The organism is Christiangramia echinicola DSM 19838 (assembly GCF_000423065.1).
In the GTDB taxonomy this organism is placed as follows: domain Bacteria; phylum Bacteroidota; class Bacteroidia; order Flavobacteriales; family Flavobacteriaceae; genus Christiangramia; species Christiangramia echinicola.
Genome location: NZ_AUHG01000012.1, coordinates 251,539 through 269,753, shown reverse-complemented (window position 1 = coordinate 269,753; position 18,215 = coordinate 251,539). Strand labels below are relative to the sequence as shown.

Here is an 18,215-nt window from a genome sequence, read left to right as displayed (position 1 = left end):
GATTAGATCTTATCCAAAATAAAGCTAGTACGTTCTTCCACACTGAGTTTTGGAACTTCAATTGGGTTGTATCCGTACCTTTTATAGGTTGAATAAAGATAAGACGAAATTTTTAAGGCTTCTTCGTAACTCTCATAACGTTCATTATCACTGGTGTATATTTCTTTCCAGGGAGGAAGTATTAAAATAAGATCGTATCGATTATTCTGACAGATTTTATTAAAGATTTCTGGATATTTAGTGTCAAAATAATCCATATAAGCCACCACATCTGGAAGTCCGCGATCAAGAAAGATATGATCTGAATTAAATTCCATTGCTTCAAGAAATTGATCTAGCCTGCCTTCCAGTAATTTTTCACTGAAAAGCAATGGTTGCTCAAGAAACAATTGGTCTATACCTTGTTCTTTTGCCTCCAGTGTAACCTGCCGGGATATTTCATGCAGGCACTTTTCTCCTTTTTCTTCCAGTCTATTTATGATAGACGATTTTCCGGTTCCCGGGCCACCGGTGATTACAATTTTTCTATTTTTCACCCGGCAAATTTCGACAAATGAATTTGATTATAAAAATGCTATCATTCTTGTATCTTTGCATCAAAACGAAGGAGGAAAATTATGAGTGAATCTAAAAGTCCAGAAGAGTTTTACGCCAAGTTAAAAAAGCAACTTCAGGATACGGCTATGTGGCCGTCTGAGTATTTATATAAATTCATCGTCCCTACAAAAGGAGATAAAACTAACCTGGTTGAGGAAATCTTTAATAATATGGGTGCGGTGATCGAAAAGAAGCAATCTAAAAAAGGAAAATATACTAGCGTTTCTATTAATGTTAGGATGAAGAATCCAGATCATGTGATTGAGAAATATAAAGAGGTTGCAGATAAAGTAGAGGGAGTTATATCTCTGTAAGCACTATATAAAAGAATCTTTTTTGTTGTGCATCTTTAGTAATATTTAGTATTTTGCAGGCAGGAGTATAACTTCAATAATTACCTAATTAAACTTCAATTTTGACAAACGCATTAGAATATAACTCTGAAAGGAGTAAACTGATAATTCCCGAATATGGCCGACATCTTCAGAAAATGGTAGAACATACCGTGAGTATTGAAGATGATGAGGAAAGAAATAAGGTGGCTAAATCTATTATCGCCGTAATGGGTAATATGAATCCACATCTGCGTGACGTGCCAGATTTTCAACATAAACTTTGGGATCAGTTATTCATCATAAGTGATTTTAAACTTGAGGTAGAATCACCGTTTCCTAAGCCTACCAGAGAAATGCTGGCTGAAAGACCAGAAATGCTTCAGTATCCGGAAAATAATCCTAAATATAGATTCTACGGTAACAACATCAAGAGAATGATCGATGCTGCTAAGGATTATGAAGAGGGCGACCTTAAAGAGGCTCTTGTTCTTACCATCGCTAATCATATGAAGAAATCTTACCTTAACTGGAACAGAGACTCTGTAGATGATGAAGTGATCTTAAAGCATCTAACTGAACTTAGTAACGGTAAGATCAATCCAAAGAATATTGATGAAGACTTAAGTCAGGCATCAGAGCTTATTAGAAGCGGAGGTAGTAAGAAGAAATACTCCAAAAACACAAAAAAGACTGGCCGCAAAGGAGGTCGTAAACGCCACTAAACTTAACATCTTTTAATGGGAACTTTTCAAATTGAAGGTGGTCATCGTTTAAGCGGGGATATTCAGCCCCAGGGAGCGAAAAACGAGGCACTGCAAATATTATGTGCGGTATTGCTAACTGAAGAAAAAGTTACGATACATAACATTCCAGATATAGTCGACGTAAATAAACTGATCAATCTTTTGCGCAATCTAGGCGTCAAAATTGAAAAGATCGGTAAAGGTAGTTACACTTTTCAAAGTGATGATCTAAATATGGATTATCTCAATAGCGAGCAATTTAAAATTGATGGCGGAGGATTGAGAGGTTCTATTATGATCGTTGGTCCTATGCTTGGAAGATTCGGGAAAGGATTTATTCCTAAGCCAGGAGGAGATAAAATTGGAAGAAGAAGACTCGATACACATTTTGAAGGCTTCATGAAACTGGGAGCCGATTTCAGGTATAATAAAGAAGAAAGATTTTATGGAGTAGAAGCTCCAAATGGTCTAAAAGGTGATTTTATGCTTCTGGAAGAGGCATCGGTTACCGGTACAGCTAATATTGTTATGGCTGCAGTTCTGGCTGAAGGAACTACGACCGTATATAACGCTGCTTGTGAACCCTATTTACAGCAACTTTGCAAGATGCTGAATTCGATGGGAGCAAATATAAGCGGTGTAGGTTCAAATTTATTGACCATTGAAGGAGTTGAAAAACTTGGTGGCTGTGAGCATAGAGTACTCCCGGATATGATCGAAATTGGTTCATGGATAGGTTTGGCTGCCATGACTAAAAGTGAGATCACTATAAAAAATGTGAACTGGGAGATGTTAGGGATTATCCCTACTACCTTTAGAAAACTTGGTATTACAGTAGAGCAGAAGGGTGACGATATTCATATTCCTGCACATACAGATGGATACGAGGTACAGAGTTTTATTGATGGATCTATAATGAATATTAGTGATGCTCCCTGGCCAGGATTTACGCCAGACCTTTTGAGTATTATTCTTGTGATAGCCACTCAGGCCAGAGGAAGTGTACTTATTCACCAAAAAATGTTTGAAAGCCGTTTGTTCTTTGTGGATAAACTTATTGATATGGGAGCCAAGATCATACTTTGTGACCCGCATAGAGCTACTGTTATTGGTCATGATTTCACTTCGCAATTAAAGGCGACAACAATGACTTCTCCAGATATTAGAGCAGGTATTTCTCTTCTAATTGCTGCGCTCTCAGCTAAAGGAACATCTACGATTCATAACATTGAACAAATAGATAGAGGTTACGAGCATATTGTAGAAAGATTACAGGGGATTGGAGCAAAGATTACCAGACTCGATTAACCCGATATTACGAAATATTATAAATAAAAAAAGCTGTTCAATTGAACAGCTTTTTTTATTTATATAATTCAGGATTAAACTTCTTCAGTCTTCGCCTTTTGTTTAAGCTCCTTATAATGGAATAGGTTCTTATCCTTGATCATTTTAGTGGTTTTTTCAGGAAGCATTTCTTCCCAACCGGCTTGACCTTCACTAATCATCTTAAGGACCTCGCGTGAGTAAATATCCATAATCTCTGGATTGTACTTTTCTATGTCTTCAACTCTTCCGTTGTACTTGAAGAACTTATATAGCTCCTTCATACGTGGATGAACTTTCACATTTTCACTGGTTGTAATTTCTCCGGTTTCAGGATCTTTTAGAGGATATAAGTATACTTTAAGATCTTTGAAGAATAATTTACCAAATGCCTCGAGGATGCCACCACTTAAATGACGGTAATATTTCTCATCGAATACATCTACCAGGTTTTGTACACCCATGGTAAGCCCCATTCGCTGTTTTGAATATCGAGAGAAGTATTCTACTACACGGTAATATTCCTGGAAATTCGAGATCATTACGGTTTGACCCAGGGAACAAAGCAGCTCTGCTCTATCCATAAAGTCTCTTTCATCGATCTCACCTTCAGCACGAAGGTTAGATAAGGTGATCTCAAAAATAATCTCTGTATTCTCACGATTTACCTTAGTCTCATTAAAGAACATATCCTTGGACTTCTCATACATATCCATGTTCACCTTGGTTACAGGTCTAAAACTACCTCTAAGGGCAAGGATGTTCTTCTTGTAAAGAATTTTTGCGGGTAAAACATTATTCCCATCAGGACCGAACATTACCGCTTCAGTCATTCCGTTTTTCACTAACTGAAGACTCATTAAACGGTTATCTACCTTCTCAAATCTTGGACCCGAGAAATTGATAGTATCAATCTCAATCTGGTCTTTGTCTATATGATCATATAAATATCTTAGAAGTTTCTTTGGGTTGTCATATTTGTAATATGCTCCATAAATAAGATTTACTCCTAAAATTCCTAAGGTATTCTGCTGGTGCCTAGCATCATTTTCATGAAAACGAACATGTAGGAGAATTTCGTTATAATCTTCACCAGGTTCAACCTGGTATCTAATACCTACCCATCCGTGACCTTTGTATTTCTTGGCAAAGTCGATGGTTGCAACGGTATTAGCGTAAGTGAAAAATAATTTATTAGGATGTTTTTCGCGAGAGATTCTTTCTTCAATTAGCTTGGTTTCGTGACCCAGCATTTTTTTTAATCTTGCTTCAGTGACATATCGGCGGTCATTCTCAACTCCATAGATCGCGTCACTAAAGTCTTTGTCGTAGGCACTCATGGCTTTTGCAATAGTACCTGAAGCACCTCCAGCCCGGAAAAAGTTCCTCACTGTTTCCTGACCTGCACCAATCTCAGAAAACGTCCCGTAGATGTTCTCGTTTAAATTGATGCGAAGGGCTTTACTATTTATTGAAGGAATATTTTCAAATTCCTTATCGCCCATAATAGTAATTGGCATAGTTTCTCTTTTAAGTAAACAATTTCTTTGTGTACTTCAAAAGTACTAAAAGCGGTAGGCATACAAAAAAATATATTTACTTTTGTGTGAAAAATATCACCTTTTGGAAGTAACATTTTTAGGAACAGGAACATCTCAGGGAATACCAATTATAGGAAGTGATCATCCGGTATGTCTAAGCGATAATCCAAAAGATAAGCGTTTGCGGGTATCAGTTCTTATTTCCTGGAATAATTATAATATTCTTATAGATTGCGGGCCAGATTTCAGGCAGCAAATGTTAGCCAATAATGTCAGGAAACTGGATGCGATATTCTATACCCATGAACATAATGATCATACCGCAGGTCTGGACGATATTAGGCCCTTCTTTTTCAGGCAGGGTGATATTCCTGTATATGCCCATGAAAGGGTTTTAAAAGCTCTCAAAAGAAGGTTTGATTACATATTTACTACGGAAAATAAATATCCCGGAGCCCCTGGCGTTAAGGAGAATGTGATTGAGAATAAACCTTTCAATTTTCATGGCCTTACTGTAACGCCAATTGAATTCTGGCATAATAGACTGCAGGTTTTTGGATTTAGAACAGAGGACTTTGCCTATCTAACAGATCTTAAATCTATAGAAGATAAAGAGGTAGAAAAACTTCGAGATCTGAAAGTCCTCGTAGTGAGTGCTCTTCGAATAGAACCGCATCATTCACATTTTAACCTGGAAGAAGCTCTTGAGTTCGTTGAGAAAGTCAAGCCAAAAAAGACATATTTTACCCATATAAGCCATATGCTGGGATTCCATGAAGAAGTGGAAAAAGACCTTCCAGAGAATGTTTATTTAGCATATGATAATCTAAAAATAGAAGTATAGAATGCGCAATAAGATCCTAATGTACCTGTTTATCTTTTCCCTTTTATTTATTGTATTCATTTACGTGAACGATAAGAGAATTTTAGATTCTAAACAGGAAAAGATAGACTATCTGCAAAATAAACTAAATGAAGCTGAAGCAGATCAAATTAATACTGAAGATGTCGTAGGAACGGAAGATTATTTTAATCTTGAGAATAATGAAGATGCGATCACCTATTTTGAAAAGAAAGATATCGACACAAAGGATCTGATTTTAAAGATCGAAGATGCTATCATAAGCAAAAATTCTGCCGATGAAGATAATCCTTTGGTTCCTCAAGCGGGGATGGAAGGGAATATGCGAATCAATAAGATCAAAGTATTAAACCATAAGTGGATCATTGCAGACTTTACCGATGGCACTTATTGGGGTGAAGTTTTTCTTGGTTATGAAGTCGCTGAAAATGGCGAGATTAATTTCTATCCTGAAAAATCATTTCTTTACCCGCTAAACTAGATCCGGTTTTTTAACCATTCCTTCAATTCGAAGAAATTCTGAGGAGCAACACCATGTCCCACAGGAAATTCTGAATAGGCATTCTTAATATTTAAGTTATCAAGAAAAGGTTTGGTTTTTCTGGCCCAATCTACAGGAATTACCTGGTCTACGCTTCCGTGGGAACAATAGAAATCTAGATTAGAGAAATCGTTGTTTTCAAATCCATCTTTTAGAATTCCCTGATTTACATAACCACTTAAAGCTACTACGTTATTGATGATTTCAGGGTAGGAGAGTGCTACAGCATAACTTAAAATGCTTCCTTGGCTAAAGCCTAGAAGATTGATATTTTCAGGATCTACCGGATAATTCTTAATCACCTCACCAATAAAATCTTTGATAGTTTCACGAGATTTAATGGCTTGTAGATCATCACTAAACTTACCATCATTATTATCCCAATGAATAGCATACCATGCATTTCCATAAGGTTGCATTTTATACGGAGCTTTCACTGAAATGATAAAAAGTTCTTCTGGTAATTCACTGGCAAATGAAAACAGATCATTTTCATCACTACCATAACCGTGTAGCATTATTAAAACCGGAGCGTTGTCCGATTTTATTTTAGGTTCTCTAATTATATGTTGTAAAGAAAATTCTTGTGTCATTATGAAATTGTACTAAACCATTTTTGAAATAAAGGCCCTAAAATTGGCACCTCTCGTTCTTCTCCTTTAATTGCCATGATAAGACCATATCCCCAGAGCACAAAATAAAATATATAAAAAGCCCAGATGATATAAAATTCATTAAACATTCCCAATAAGGCCCCTATTAGGTATAAAAGTATGTGCAGGCCAAAGGCCTGTCTAATATGAAAACTGGCTAACCTGTCTTTAGGTTCCAGGTTCATAAAATATGCAATGATAGTGCCTATGATGGTTATATAAGCAACAACAGCGGTTGTTTTTCCCTGTCCGGTAGTTTCCATGCTAAATAATTTAAAAACTAATTATTCCTTTTTGAGTGATCACTCCAAAGGCTTTCCCTTTTATTTCTTTATTGAGAAAAATACTATTTTTTGAAGAGGATAGAATATCTTTTTCATTGAAATTAAAAGGCGATCCAGGTATAAATAAACTTAGGTCAACCTGCGCACTTTCTTTAATTTCATATTCTACGATATTAAACCGTTCTTTTCCGGCAGTTAGATATTTGATAGCTTCTGAGGTATCAAAAATGGTACACAGGGCACCGAAAGCAGTTTCCAGGCCAATAGTTCCGTATAAAGCATTGTCGAATTCTACTTTTTTATGCTCCACATCTATAGGATTATGATCACTGGTGACCATATCTATAATACCATCTTTAAGACCTTTTATAAGTGCTTTAGAATCCTTTTTTGTCCTTAACGGAGGAAGCACTTTTGAATTAGCGTCAAAAGCTTTTAATTCCTCATCATTCAGAATCAGGTTATGTATGGCCACGCTGCAACTTACGTCAAGTCCCTTTTTCTTGGCATCTTTAATAAGCCTAACCGATTTCTCTGTTGAGATCGTAGGGATATGTAGTTTTCCCCCTGTATATTCAAGTAAATAAAGATCCCGGGTGATCTGAAGTTCCTCTGCCAGATTCGGAATTCCTTTCAGGCCCAGTGAGGTACTATTTTCATGTTCGTTCACCATACCTTTACCAGCAATCCTGTTTTCCTGGGGATAACTTTGAATAAGGGCATCAAAGTTTTGAGCATATTGTAGTGCGATCTTCAATAGGTTTGGATTACGAAGTGGTAATTTATAGTCACCAAAACCAACTGCACCAGCTTCTTTCATGTCCAGCAATTCGGCTAGATCTACACCCTCACTTTTTCTGGTTAAAGCCCCAATAGGGTATAAACTAACAGGGTGATGCGCAGCTTTTGCTTTAACCGCAGCAATACTACCACTATGATCTAAAACAGGATTAGTATATGGATTTAAACCTACTGAAGAAAAGCCAGATTTTCCAGCTGTATCCAGTCCATTTGCAATTGTTTCCCGGTCTTCAAATCCCGGTTCCCCGAAACTTACACTACTATCAAACCAACCTCTGGATACATGAAGGTTGGAAACTTTTATCTCTCTATCTGCATTTTCATTCAGGTTTTCACCAATCCGTTTTATGGTTCCGTTTTCAATGAAAATATCAAGTTTCTTATTGTGGTGAGATGATTTTTCATCCAGAATAGTAACCGATTTTAAAAGTAGCTTCATTTAAGGAATTTTATAAGTAGCATTTCGATTGCTAAAAATATTAAGGCAAAAATAACAAACCATTTCCAAAGTGTAGTGATTTGGGTAGCTGCATTTGATTTGGAAAAATATTCCTCTACAGAATTATAAATATTTACATCTTCCAGGTCTGAAATGTCTGTATATGTAAGTTGACTTTCTTTACGGGAGTAATTAAAGCTTAAATTCCCTACGACCTGATTATTATTTGAAACCTCATAATTACCTGCCTCCAAATCAATATTTCCAGTGCTTATTTCTATACGGCTGCTGTAATTTTGTTGCTGCGGAATGATATCTGTTTCATAATTCACAAGATGTACAACCTGGTCTTTACCTAGATCTACAGGAACATCAATTTCACTCTCCTTATTAGTTGAATAGTACAATTGATTTTTTTTGAATGCCTTCAGGCCTATCTGGTAAAATACAGGCACTATCAAAGGTGAATTCCTGAAATTGGAATTTTCATTATTCAGCGCGGCAGTAAAAAGATATACTGAATTAGACTCAGCCAGAAATGGTCTGTTGTCCTGATAACTCAGAATAGCATTGGAGGAAGAATGATTTTGCGAGCTTAAAACCTTTGGATATTCAAAATTATCAATACGATCTTCAAAAACATTCTCCAGTAGTGGATGATCAAAAGAGATACTAGTGATCAATCTTTCGGCATCCACCTTTTGAGTGAAATCTGAAAAACCGAAACTGTTTAAAATTTGCCCGTACTCCTGTGCGTCGACAGGCGGAATTAATATTACTGTAGCACCATTATCATTTGCCGTCCCAAGATTATTGATTAGAGAGGGTGGGAGTTGGTCTACTTCATTTAAAACGATAAGGTTTGCTGAATTTAACTGATTATAATCTATTTGATTGGGAGTGAAAATTCTGGTTTCAAATTCTGGTTCGTTATAAATCCGGGTTAAAAAATCTACTTCTAATGCAGAGATTATAACAACCTTTATACCTGGATTTTCGTTGATATTGAAAAATAAAGTGTTGTCGTATTTTAATCCTGAATCTTCTATTTCTATTCTTCCTTTTGCGATTAATGTATTCTGAAGTCTGAAAGTAATTTCTTCAGATTTTTCATCTCCCAGTTGTATCGTGTTTCTGCCTAATAAGGTTTTGCCATCATAAACTGAAATGCTAATTGGTTCCTCCAAATTTCTATTTGAAGATGCAACAATGTTTAAGGTTAGGCTTTCTGGTGTGATTTCATTAATATAGGCCGAATCCAGGCTGGCATTATTGATCTCATGAAGATTGGGCTGAATAAGATGATAATTGATATTTTCACTGGTTGCTTCTGAAGGAATGTTAATATGAGTTTGAAAATCTGAAATGATCACCAGGTCTTTTTCAGCTAAGGGATACTTCTTAAAGTAATTTTCAGCTTTTAGTTTGATCTCTCTATAACTTATTTGATCCTCAACAAAATCAAAATTTTGTAGTTCGTCTTTAAGATCTGGTAAACCACGGTCAAAGTATTCATCTGAATTCGTGAAAAGCGAATATTTATTTTCATCATCTAAATATTCCAGTAATGAATTTACAGCCTTATTAAAAATTGTAGATTGCTCGTCGCCACTTTGCATACTGAATGAATTATCCAGATATATAAGAGTCTGGGAGGCTGCAAGAGCTTTTTCACTTGCCGGTATAAATGGTTTGGCAAAGGCCAGTATCAAACAGGTTAATAATAGAAGCCTGGTGATAAGAATTAAGAATTTCTTTAAGCGAGAGCTCTTACGGGTTTCCTGTATGACCTTTTTCAGGAATTTTACATTGGTAAAATCTTCCTTTTGAAATTTTCTTAATCTGAATAAATGAACGATCAGCGGAATTACGAGCAAGATTAAGGCATACAGTAATTCCGGCTGTTCAAAATGCATATTCAGGAATAAGGTTTCTCAAATATAGAAAATGAATATGAATAAGCGTTAAAACCTTTTAATGCGAAATTTGAAATTGCTGCCTTTGCCGACTTCAGAATCAATAGAAATAGAACCTCCCATAGATTCAATTAATTTTTTAACAGTAGCCAGGCCTATGCCGCTACCAAGTCCACCATCACGGTCTGCCGTATCAAGGGTTGTGAAAAGGTTAAATATCTCTTCAAATTTTTCTTTAGGAATCCCATTCCCATTGTCTTTGATCTCAAAAAAGTAGAATTCCTCATTCTCGTTGAATTCAATATGAACTTTTCTTAAGGGCTTATCGTTATATTTTAAGGCATTGCTTATAAGATTCATAAAAACCTGAGTGAGTGCAGCTTTATTGACATTGTGAAGCAGGATATCTTCAGGATAGGTAATTATGATATCGTCTGCTACCTGATAAAGATCTGCAATACCTTTCAGAAGTTTTTGCAGATCTACATTGGTATAATCCTTTTCCATTACATGATCACTCCTGTAAAAACTTAAGATACCATCAATGTAATTACGAAGAGAGTAGGAGGACTCAACAAGATATTCAAGATATTGTTGCGTATCCTTATCAAATTTCCCTTCATTTTCATCTTTTAATAGTTCACTTAGCGATATAATATTGGCCAGAGGAGATTTTAAGTCATGAGATACAATACTGGCAAAACGTTCCAATTCCTGGTACTTTTCCTTGAGCTTGCTTTGTACCTCAAATAATTTAATTTTTTGTTTCCTGAATTCCAATAAATTCATGGTTTGGCGAGCCAAAGCCTTTAAACCCTTCTTTTGATGCTCGCTTAGATCTTTTTCCTCGGTGTCCAGTACACAAAAAACTGCAATTACATGTCCCTGCGGATTGTGCAGCGGTATTCCTGCATAGAAGGAGAATTCTCTATCATAGATACCTTCTGCGGCGTCAAATAGATCTGGATTAATGCTCCTTTTTAAAATATGAATAGAAGAATCACTTTGGATTGTATTATCGCAGAACGAATTTTTTCTATCAATCTCCTCGATTTCTGCTCCGTAAACCGATTTATTCCAGATTCGATTGTTATCGATTATGCTAATCTTAGCAACCGGAGAATTAGAAATAGAGGCAGCAAGAAACGTAAGATTATCATAATCTTCGTCTGGCCCCGTATTCAAAATATTATATTCCTTCAATGCTGTCCTGCGAAGTTTTTCATTGAAGGGAATTAGGTTTTCTTGCATTCTCCCCGGTAAAATATTGAACTAAAGTTATTTAAAAATAAATAACTTTTATCTAAAATTAACCTAATCTAACTTATTATAACGCTTGATGCTAAATTCAAAGCATGTTCCTTCATGTTCTTTCGAAGTAAGATTTATACTGCCACCAAGGCTTTCAACAATATTCTTCACCGTTGAAAGACCTATTCCATGACCTTTTTTGCCACGTCTGTCTTTTTCTGCAACGGTGGTGAAAAGATCAAAAATACCGGACTGCTTCCCTTCAGGGATACCAATTCCGTTATCGCTAATGGAAAAATTGAAAAAATCCCTATTTTCAGTACAATCAATTTCTATTATGATTCTTTCCTGATTATTATACTTTAAACTGTTGCTTAAAAGGTTCATGAATATTTGCCCTATTGCAGCCGTATTACCAACAATCTTTAAATTATTATCAGGTAAATTAATCTCACAATTCTCTGCAATTTGTAGAAGATCTATGATATCTTCCAGCATATCATTCAGGAAGAATTCTTCTACTTTACCTATATCAGCTTTATTATTGGCATAATGGTCCAACAAACCATTGATATAATCACTTAAAGTAAGTCCAGATTGTTTGAGATAATTAATATAATTAAGTCCTTCTTCATCCATACTGCCAGAATATTTTACTTTTAATATATCTGCAGTAAGGATCATATTTGCCAGTGGCATCTTTAGATCGTGAGATACGGTACTGGCAAATTCTCTAAGGATTTTATTATTATCGTCTAATTCTCTTTTTAGGTTTTCAAGTACATTATTCTTTCTTCTTGTCTCCAGGAGAATTTCCACTTGTTTTCCAAGAGCCTTTAGAGCCGTTTTTTGTTTTTCATTCAACTGATGCTCGTTAGAATCGTATACACATAGAGTTCCCATCGGTAAACCCTTGTAATCTAATAAGGACACACCGGCATAATAATTAATAGGTGTTTCACTAGTTACAAAAGGATTATCCTTGAATCTTGCATCTTTCGAGGCATTAGGGACTTCCAGAAGCACCGTGGGCTCCAGAATGGTATGCCCGCAGAAAGAAACATCTCGCGAAGATCCAGCAAGATCGGTACCAAAAGCAGATTTAAACCAGTTACGTTCGGAATCTATAATATTTATAACAGCAATAGGTGTATCGCAGATATAGCTGGCTAATTCAGTAATGGTATCGTAGGCTTCTTCTGGTAAAGAATCGAGAATGTTCAATTGGTGGAGAGACTCCAGCCTATCAAGCTCATTCTCTGGTATTGCGGGGCTTATCATGCACTAAATTTTTTTTCAAGTTAAAAAAACTAAAATAAATAAGACTGCCAACTTTTAGAAATTTCCTTTTTCGAATACTCCCAGGCCGAATAATGCAAAATCATACTTTACAGGATCTGTTCTATCCATACTTCTAAGATTGTTATCCAGCTCTTTCAGAGCTTTGGCGTCGTTCATTTTTCTTTTCAAAAGACCCAATTTCCTTGCCACATTTCCAGAATGTACATCTAAAGGACAGGATAACTGGGCAGCAGAAAGACTTTCCCAAACTCCAAAATCAACCCCGGTGTCATCATTTCTAACCATCCATCTTAGAAACATATTTATTCGCTTTGCTGCAGAATTCTTTAAAGGGTCACTAACATGTTTCTCGGTCCTTTTTTGATGGGGTAATTCAAAAAATATCGATTTGAATTTATGAATTGCTGGCTGCAGACTTTCTTCAGTAGCATTGAGTGAGAATATATTTTCCAGTCCGTTATGATTAGTATATATATTCTTTAATGACTTAATGAAAAAGCTAAGATCATCAGAGTTAAAGGTACGGTGAACAAACCCATTTAAACTTGAAAGATCGTTTTCATCGTGATGCATTACAAAATCATACGGACTCATATCCATAAGGTTCATCAATTTTCCTGAATTTTTCAGAATGCTTTTTCGATTTCCCCAGGCAATAGTTGCGGTTAGAAAACCTGCAATTTCAATATCTTCCTTTTTCTGAAATAAATGCGGGATCTTTATAGGATCTGTTTCAATGAATTGAGGGGTATTGTACTGAATTACCTTATAATCAAGAAAAGTTTTAAGTTCTTTTTTATTCAAAGAATTAATAGATTTTCAAATTAAACTATTTCACCATCTACCATGGTGAGTTTTCTATCGGCCATATCTGCCAGTTCTTCATTATGGGTGACGATCACAAAGGTTTGATCAAATTCATCCCGTAATCTAAAGAATAGCTTATGTAAATTTTCTGCAGATTCGCTATCCAGGTTTCCTGAAGGTTCATCGGCAAAAATAACTGCGGGATTATTGATCAAACTTCTTGCTACAGCAATTCTTTGTTGTTCACCGCCACTAAGTTCTCCCGGTTTATGTGAAGCACGATTTTCCAGACCAAGAAAATTTAATAGTTCCATCGCTCTTTTTTCAGCCTCTTTTCTTGGAGTTTTATGGATAAAAGCCGGGATACATATATTTTCCAGAGCAGTGAATTCAGGTAGCAATTGATGAAATTGAAAAATAAAACCAATATGTTTATTTCTGAATTTTGATAAGTCTCTAGACTTTAGCCCGTAGATATTGGTTTTGTTTATTTCTAATTGAGAATTTTTCTTTTTAGTTGGCTTATCCAGAGTTCCTAAGATCTGTAATAAAGTCGTTTTACCAGCACCGGAAGCACCAACAATAGAAACGATCTCACTCTTCTTGATATGTAGATCTACAGATTTTAATACATGCAGGTCTCCGTAATATTTATGAATGTTCTTAGCTATTATCATCTGGAAAAATAAGTGCTCCGAAAATAGCCAAATTAGGTAGATTCCCCAAGTTTAGCCGCGGAATAAGTTTTTAAGGTTATTATAATCTATAAAATAAACTATGCGAAGGCTGATATTATTTCGTGCAGGCCGTGCGAAAAGGTTATCCAGGCTATCAGAGAAATCCAGGTAACTGAGCTTGTCTTCATTAAAAATGGCGTTACGATATAACAGAACAGCTTCGCTACCTGGTGCAAATTGCCATCTATAACTTAGATCCAGGTTCCAGATATTAAAATTCGCATCTGGATTATTCTCATCGTTGATTTGATAATCAAAACTACGTAAATTACCTTCATCCTCAAGTGTAGAAAACCCACCTTCAGCAAATCTGGCAGTAGACCAGAAATGACGGAAACTTAAATTAAGTCCTTGTTTAGTATTGAAGTTATAATTAGCATTTATGGCATTTTCAAATTTTTTCTGATCTCTAATCCCAAAGATTACCTTATTGTCTAATTGAGTAACATAGCTGGGCCTGTCATTTTGATTGCCATATTGAAATTCATAAACCATATTGAACCGGTCATTGAATCTAAATCTTGGAGACAGCCTGATATTAAAATTGTTATGAGAAGTATTAAAATATTCCTCAAAACTTATTCTTACATCATAAGCAAATTGTTTTCTATAATCTGAAGAAACAAAGAAGCTCATATCACTAAATGGTTTATAAGTGATAAAGGTGTTTTCAACTCTAGGTTCGAAAAAATCCCGAAATTCTGTATTATACCCTAGGTTCCCGCCAAAGGCAAACCTTTTTCTGGTCATGGCAAAAAAATCTCCACCAATACCGGTATTAACGGTTAGATCTGGTTTATATCTACGTAGATGTTGGCCATAGAGATTAAACTGATATGTATTATAATTTCCCTTCGGTTCGAAGATCTGGTATGATACTCCACCAGAAAAATTATTATAATTATTAATGAAACTTATCCCAAGATCATTGATGTCATAAGTTTCGTTCGCAAATTCATGCCCGATATTATATCTAAATTCACCTTTGGTTCGTTCAATAGAAAAATTAGATGCAAAGCCGGTTTCATTTTGCATGGGAAGATTGACGTTACTCATCTTTGCTTCCCCTGCGAAATTAAAGGAGTTAGATTTGTTATAGACATCAAATAGAAAGGCAGAAACATTCCCGTCCCTATAATGACCATCTCTGGTAACATTAGTGTTCACGAGGGTTATAGAAGAGTTCTTATTAAAACGCTGGTCTAAAACAAGGATATTATAATTTGCTACAGGTTCTGTGATTCTTTCTCTCAAACTGCCGGTAATTGTATCTTTTATTATGGCAACTTCCTCATTTGTAATAGCATTAAAAAAACCAATCCCAAGACCTCGATCTGTTCGACCTGATACTTTAAGTGCATTCAGCAGGTCCGTTCTATCAGGGTTTTCTAATACTTCTTCATTTTCGAGGAGTTCAGACTGGACATCGTTAAAGCCTATGGGAGTACTACCAACTCTCCGGGAATAAAAAAGATCACCTTTGTTAAATAACTCTGTGCCTTCAGTAAAAAAGGCTCTGTTCTCACCAAAAATTTGTTCAAAAGGGCCAAGGTTCAATTCTACTTCATCATATGCCGTTTGTCCAAAATCTGGAACAAGGGTCATGTCTAAAGTAAAAGAATCGTTGATTCCGTATTTAAGATCCAGTCCTGCACTGAAATTAAAATCTGAATTATTATCAAAATGGTCTGATGCCACAGAGGTATATGGATATAAACTCAATCTCACCGGGGGATCTATATTTTTTACACCTTTAAGCAAGCCAGTATACTGTGACATTTCGCCAACCGACTTATTTACATAATTCCAGACGTACGTTGAGTTTAAATGAGTGATCTCCCTGGCAAATTGAAGCCCCCATAGTTGCTCCGGCTTTTCAGGAAATCTAAGAGCTGAATATGGAATTTTCATTTCTACATACCAGCCATTATTATCTTGTGAAACCTCAGATTCCCAAACTACATTATATCCATAATCTTCATTATTGCCCGTCATTCTAGCATCTGCCTGTGTGCCTGCCGAGGTAACAATAAACCGGGTTTGATTCTCTCCGTCATCGTACGTATTTAAGTCTACCAGGAAAAACTCAGATTGGTTAAGATTGTCTCTCTGAGTGAGTTGTTTCATTATTTTCTCAGGATATTCTTCCAGAAGTATACCTGCAATATATATTGCTTCGTCATCATAAAGAACTTTTACCTGCGTCTCGTGGGAAGCTGAAATGGGATCTCCATCGCCCGGTTCAACCATTAAAAATTCTCCCTGGGATTCGACTATTTTCCAAACCTCATCATTAAGGAGGCCATCAATTTTAGGAGGATTTTCTACTTTCTGCGTATTATAAACTCTTCTTGCAGCTGGGTTGGATTGTGAAAAGATAAAGAAGCTTGAAAATAAAAGAACTGAGAATATTATATTTCTACGGGGCATTGATTGATGATTGTTCAAAATAAAGGAACTCAAATGTATTACTGTTATTGATAACAGACAAAGTATTTCTATAAAATCAAGTTAAACAGGCTTTGTTTTGTTTATTTAAAAATTAAATTTGATAAACAAAATATGAGAATCGTTTTATATGGAAAATGAAAGTTTGAAAAAGGCCACGTTAGCTGGAGGATGTTTTTGGTGTACTGAGGCAGTTTTTCAAAGATTGGAAGGGGTAGAAGAGGTTGTATCTGGTTTTACTGGAGGCAACATAAAAAACCCGGCGTACCGCGAAATTATCACGGGTAGGACTGGACATGCTGAAGCTATAGAAATCAAATATGATCCTGAAATAATTAAATTTGAAGAATTACTACTGGTTTTTTTCGCAACTCACGATCCTACCACGCTCAACCGTCAGCAAAATGACGTTGGGACACAATATAGAAGTGGGATTTTTTATCATGATGAAGATCAAAAGATCACTGCTTATGATGTAATTAAGTTATTAGAACAAGAAGGTACGTTTGAAAACCCAATAGTTACAGAAGTTACCGAGGCAACTGCGTTTTATGTAGCAGAAACTGAACATCAGGATTTTTATAATCAGCATAGACAGCAACCGTATTGCCAGTATATAATAGATCCAAAGATTACGAAGCTAAAGAAGCTCTTTTCAGATAAATTGAAATAATAGAACTAAGATGTCATATAAATTTTTTGAGGAATATAATGAAGAGACCACGTGTGGACTTCAAACTAATTTTCATGAAATAATCAAGGGTGTTGGAGAAGATCCTGATAGGGAAGGGGTCATTAAAACTCCAGAAAGAGCTGCCAAAGCCATGCAATTTCTAACCCAGGGTTATTCTATGGATGCTGAAGAGATTCTAAAAAAGGCAGTTTTTGAGGAAACTTATGATGAGATGGTAGTGGTAAAGGATATTGAATTGTATTCATTATGCGAACATCATATGTTACCATTCTTCGGAAAAGCTCATATTGCCTATATCCCTGATGGTAAGATCGTGGGATTGAGTAAATTGCCCAGGGTGGTTGATGTTTTTGCTCGTAGATTGCAGGTTCAGGAAAGGCTTACCAACGATATTTTAGAATGTTTGAATAAGACCCTGAAGCCCCAGGGGGTGGCCGTGGTTATTGAAGCGGTACATTTATGTATGATGATGAGAGGAGTCCAAAAACAAAATAGTGCCACAACCACTTCAGGATTTCGTGGACAATTTAAAGAAATCGAAACCCGTAATGAGTTCTTAAAGCTGATTAGCTCTGACCTAAGGTAAAATACTGGCACCTTTTTTGATTTATTCAGGTTAAAATCAAAAAACATGAAATTATTAAAAAATAAACTATTTATAAAAGGTCTGGCATATGACCTTGCTGGTATGGCTACTGTGGCTATTCCAGTAGTAGGACCCTTCCTTGATATATTATGGGCTCCTTACGCAGCAAAAAAAATGACAGAGATGTATCCAGGTAGAAAAGGTAAGCTTGCTTCTGTTCTGGTATTTCTAGAGGAGATTCTGCCGGGAACAGATATTATCCCAACTTTTACATTAATGTATCTTTATACTTATGTATGGAAGAAGGAGCCATTAAGAGCTCAGGTAATAGAAGTAGAGAGCTATTAATGTT

19 protein-coding genes are annotated in these 18,215 nt (G+C 35.9%); 8 read left to right on the top strand and 11 right to left on the bottom strand.

Annotated features, from left to right (window positions below):
• Positions 1-2 precede the first annotated feature (2 nt).
• A complete protein-coding gene (locus G530_RS0110530; RefSeq protein ID WP_026934503.1) occupies positions 3-536 on the bottom strand; it encodes an AAA family ATPase in 534 nt (177 codons plus the stop codon).
• A gap of 81 nt (positions 537-617) precedes the next feature.
• Between G530_RS0110530 and G530_RS0110525 the strand changes: the two genes are divergently transcribed.
• The 3 genes from G530_RS0110525 (at position 618) to murA (ending at position 2,983) form a co-directional block, all read left to right on the top strand.
• A complete protein-coding gene (locus G530_RS0110525) occupies positions 618-911 on the top strand; it encodes a DUF493 family protein (protein ID WP_026934502.1) in 294 nt (97 codons plus the stop codon).
• A gap of 101 nt (positions 912-1,012) precedes the next feature.
• On the top strand, positions 1,013-1,654 hold the full coding sequence (locus G530_RS0110520) for a DUF4290 domain-containing protein (RefSeq protein WP_026934501.1): 642 nt from the start codon (positions 1,013-1,015) through the stop codon (positions 1,652-1,654).
• Between the two features lie 15 nt (positions 1,655-1,669).
• Positions 1,670-2,983 (top strand): UDP-N-acetylglucosamine 1-carboxyvinyltransferase, encoded by a 1,314-nt coding sequence (gene murA / locus G530_RS0110515; RefSeq protein WP_026934500.1) that lies wholly within the window; start codon positions 1,670-1,672, stop codon positions 2,981-2,983.
• Positions 2,984-3,057: 74 nt separating this feature from the next.
• Here murA and G530_RS0110510 read toward each other — a convergent pair whose 3' ends face one another.
• Positions 3,058-4,521 (bottom strand): hypothetical protein, encoded by a 1,464-nt coding sequence (locus tag G530_RS0110510; RefSeq protein WP_026934499.1) that lies wholly within the window; start codon positions 4,519-4,521, stop codon positions 3,058-3,060.
• Between the two features lie 103 nt (positions 4,522-4,624).
• Between G530_RS0110510 and G530_RS0110505 the strand changes: the two genes are divergently transcribed.
• Together G530_RS0110505 and G530_RS0110500 are read left to right on the top strand one after the other, a co-directional pair.
• Positions 4,625-5,386, top strand: a complete 762-nt coding sequence (locus tag G530_RS0110505) for an MBL fold metallo-hydrolase (RefSeq protein WP_026934498.1) — start codon at positions 4,625-4,627, stop codon at positions 5,384-5,386.
• A gap of 1 nt (position 5,387) precedes the next feature.
• Positions 5,388-5,885, top strand: a complete 498-nt coding sequence (locus G530_RS0110500; protein WP_026934497.1) for a hypothetical protein — start codon at positions 5,388-5,390, stop codon at positions 5,883-5,885.
• On the opposite strand, the gene G530_RS0110495 is transcribed toward G530_RS0110500, so the two are convergent.
• The 9 genes from G530_RS0110495 to G530_RS0110455 form a co-directional block, all read right to left on the bottom strand.
• Positions 5,882-6,538 (bottom strand): alpha/beta hydrolase, encoded by a 657-nt coding sequence (locus G530_RS0110495; protein WP_035716228.1) that lies wholly within the window; start codon positions 6,536-6,538, stop codon positions 5,882-5,884. The two genes, G530_RS0110500 and G530_RS0110495, sit on opposite strands and share 4 nt — an antisense overlap.
• Positions 6,538-6,861: a magnetosome magnetite crystal formation protein family gene (locus G530_RS0110490; protein ID WP_026934495.1), complete on the bottom strand. Its 324-nt coding sequence runs from the start codon at positions 6,859-6,861 to the stop codon at positions 6,538-6,540. The genes G530_RS0110495 and G530_RS0110490 overlap by 1 nt, the downstream gene beginning before the upstream one ends.
• A 10-nt stretch (positions 6,862-6,871) precedes the next feature.
• Positions 6,872-8,122 carry a dihydroorotase gene (locus G530_RS0110485; RefSeq protein ID WP_026934494.1) on the bottom strand — a complete coding sequence of 417 codons (1,251 nt, stop codon included), beginning with the start codon at positions 8,120-8,122 and terminating at the stop codon, positions 6,872-6,874.
• Positions 8,119-10,038, bottom strand: a complete 1,920-nt coding sequence (locus G530_RS0110480; RefSeq protein ID WP_026934493.1) for a vWA domain-containing protein — start codon at positions 10,036-10,038, stop codon at positions 8,119-8,121. Before G530_RS0110480 ends, G530_RS0110485 begins: the two co-directional genes overlap by 4 nt.
• 48 nt (positions 10,039-10,086) lie before the next feature.
• On the bottom strand, positions 10,087-11,289 hold the full coding sequence (locus G530_RS0110475; protein ID WP_026934492.1) for a sensor histidine kinase: 1,203 nt from the start codon (positions 11,287-11,289) through the stop codon (positions 10,087-10,089).
• A gap of 63 nt (positions 11,290-11,352) precedes the next feature.
• Positions 11,353-12,570: a sensor histidine kinase gene (locus tag G530_RS0110470; protein WP_026934491.1), complete on the bottom strand. Its 1,218-nt coding sequence runs from the start codon at positions 12,568-12,570 to the stop codon at positions 11,353-11,355.
• Positions 12,571-12,624: 54 nt separating this feature from the next.
• Positions 12,625-13,395 (bottom strand): TIGR02757 family protein, encoded by a 771-nt coding sequence (locus tag G530_RS0110465; RefSeq protein WP_026934490.1) that lies wholly within the window; start codon positions 13,393-13,395, stop codon positions 12,625-12,627.
• 20 nt (positions 13,396-13,415) lie between these two features.
• Positions 13,416-14,075, bottom strand: a complete 660-nt coding sequence (locus G530_RS0110460; protein ID WP_026934489.1) for an ABC transporter ATP-binding protein — start codon at positions 14,073-14,075, stop codon at positions 13,416-13,418.
• A 51-nt stretch (positions 14,076-14,126) separates the two neighbouring features.
• Positions 14,127-16,565: a DUF5916 domain-containing protein gene (locus G530_RS0110455; RefSeq protein WP_026934488.1), complete on the bottom strand. Its 2,439-nt coding sequence runs from the start codon at positions 16,563-16,565 to the stop codon at positions 14,127-14,129.
• Positions 16,566-16,713: 148 nt separating this feature from the next.
• Here G530_RS0110455 and msrA point away from each other — a divergent pair, with 148 nt between their 5' ends.
• Genes msrA through G530_RS0110440 form a run of 3 tightly spaced genes read left to right on the top strand, consistent with a single transcriptional unit; the run spans position 16,714 to position 18,211 of the window.
• Entirely contained in the window at positions 16,714-17,256 is a 543-nt protein-coding gene (gene msrA, locus G530_RS0110450; RefSeq protein WP_026934487.1) for a peptide-methionine (S)-S-oxide reductase MsrA, read from the top strand.
• A 10-nt stretch (positions 17,257-17,266) separates the two neighbouring features.
• A complete protein-coding gene (gene folE / locus G530_RS0110445; RefSeq protein WP_026934486.1) occupies positions 17,267-17,863 on the top strand; it encodes a GTP cyclohydrolase I FolE in 597 nt (198 codons plus the stop codon).
• 45 nt (positions 17,864-17,908) lie between these two features.
• Positions 17,909-18,211: a hypothetical protein gene (locus G530_RS0110440; protein ID WP_026934485.1), complete on the top strand. Its 303-nt coding sequence runs from the start codon at positions 17,909-17,911 to the stop codon at positions 18,209-18,211.
• Positions 18,212-18,215: the final 4 nt, after the last annotated feature.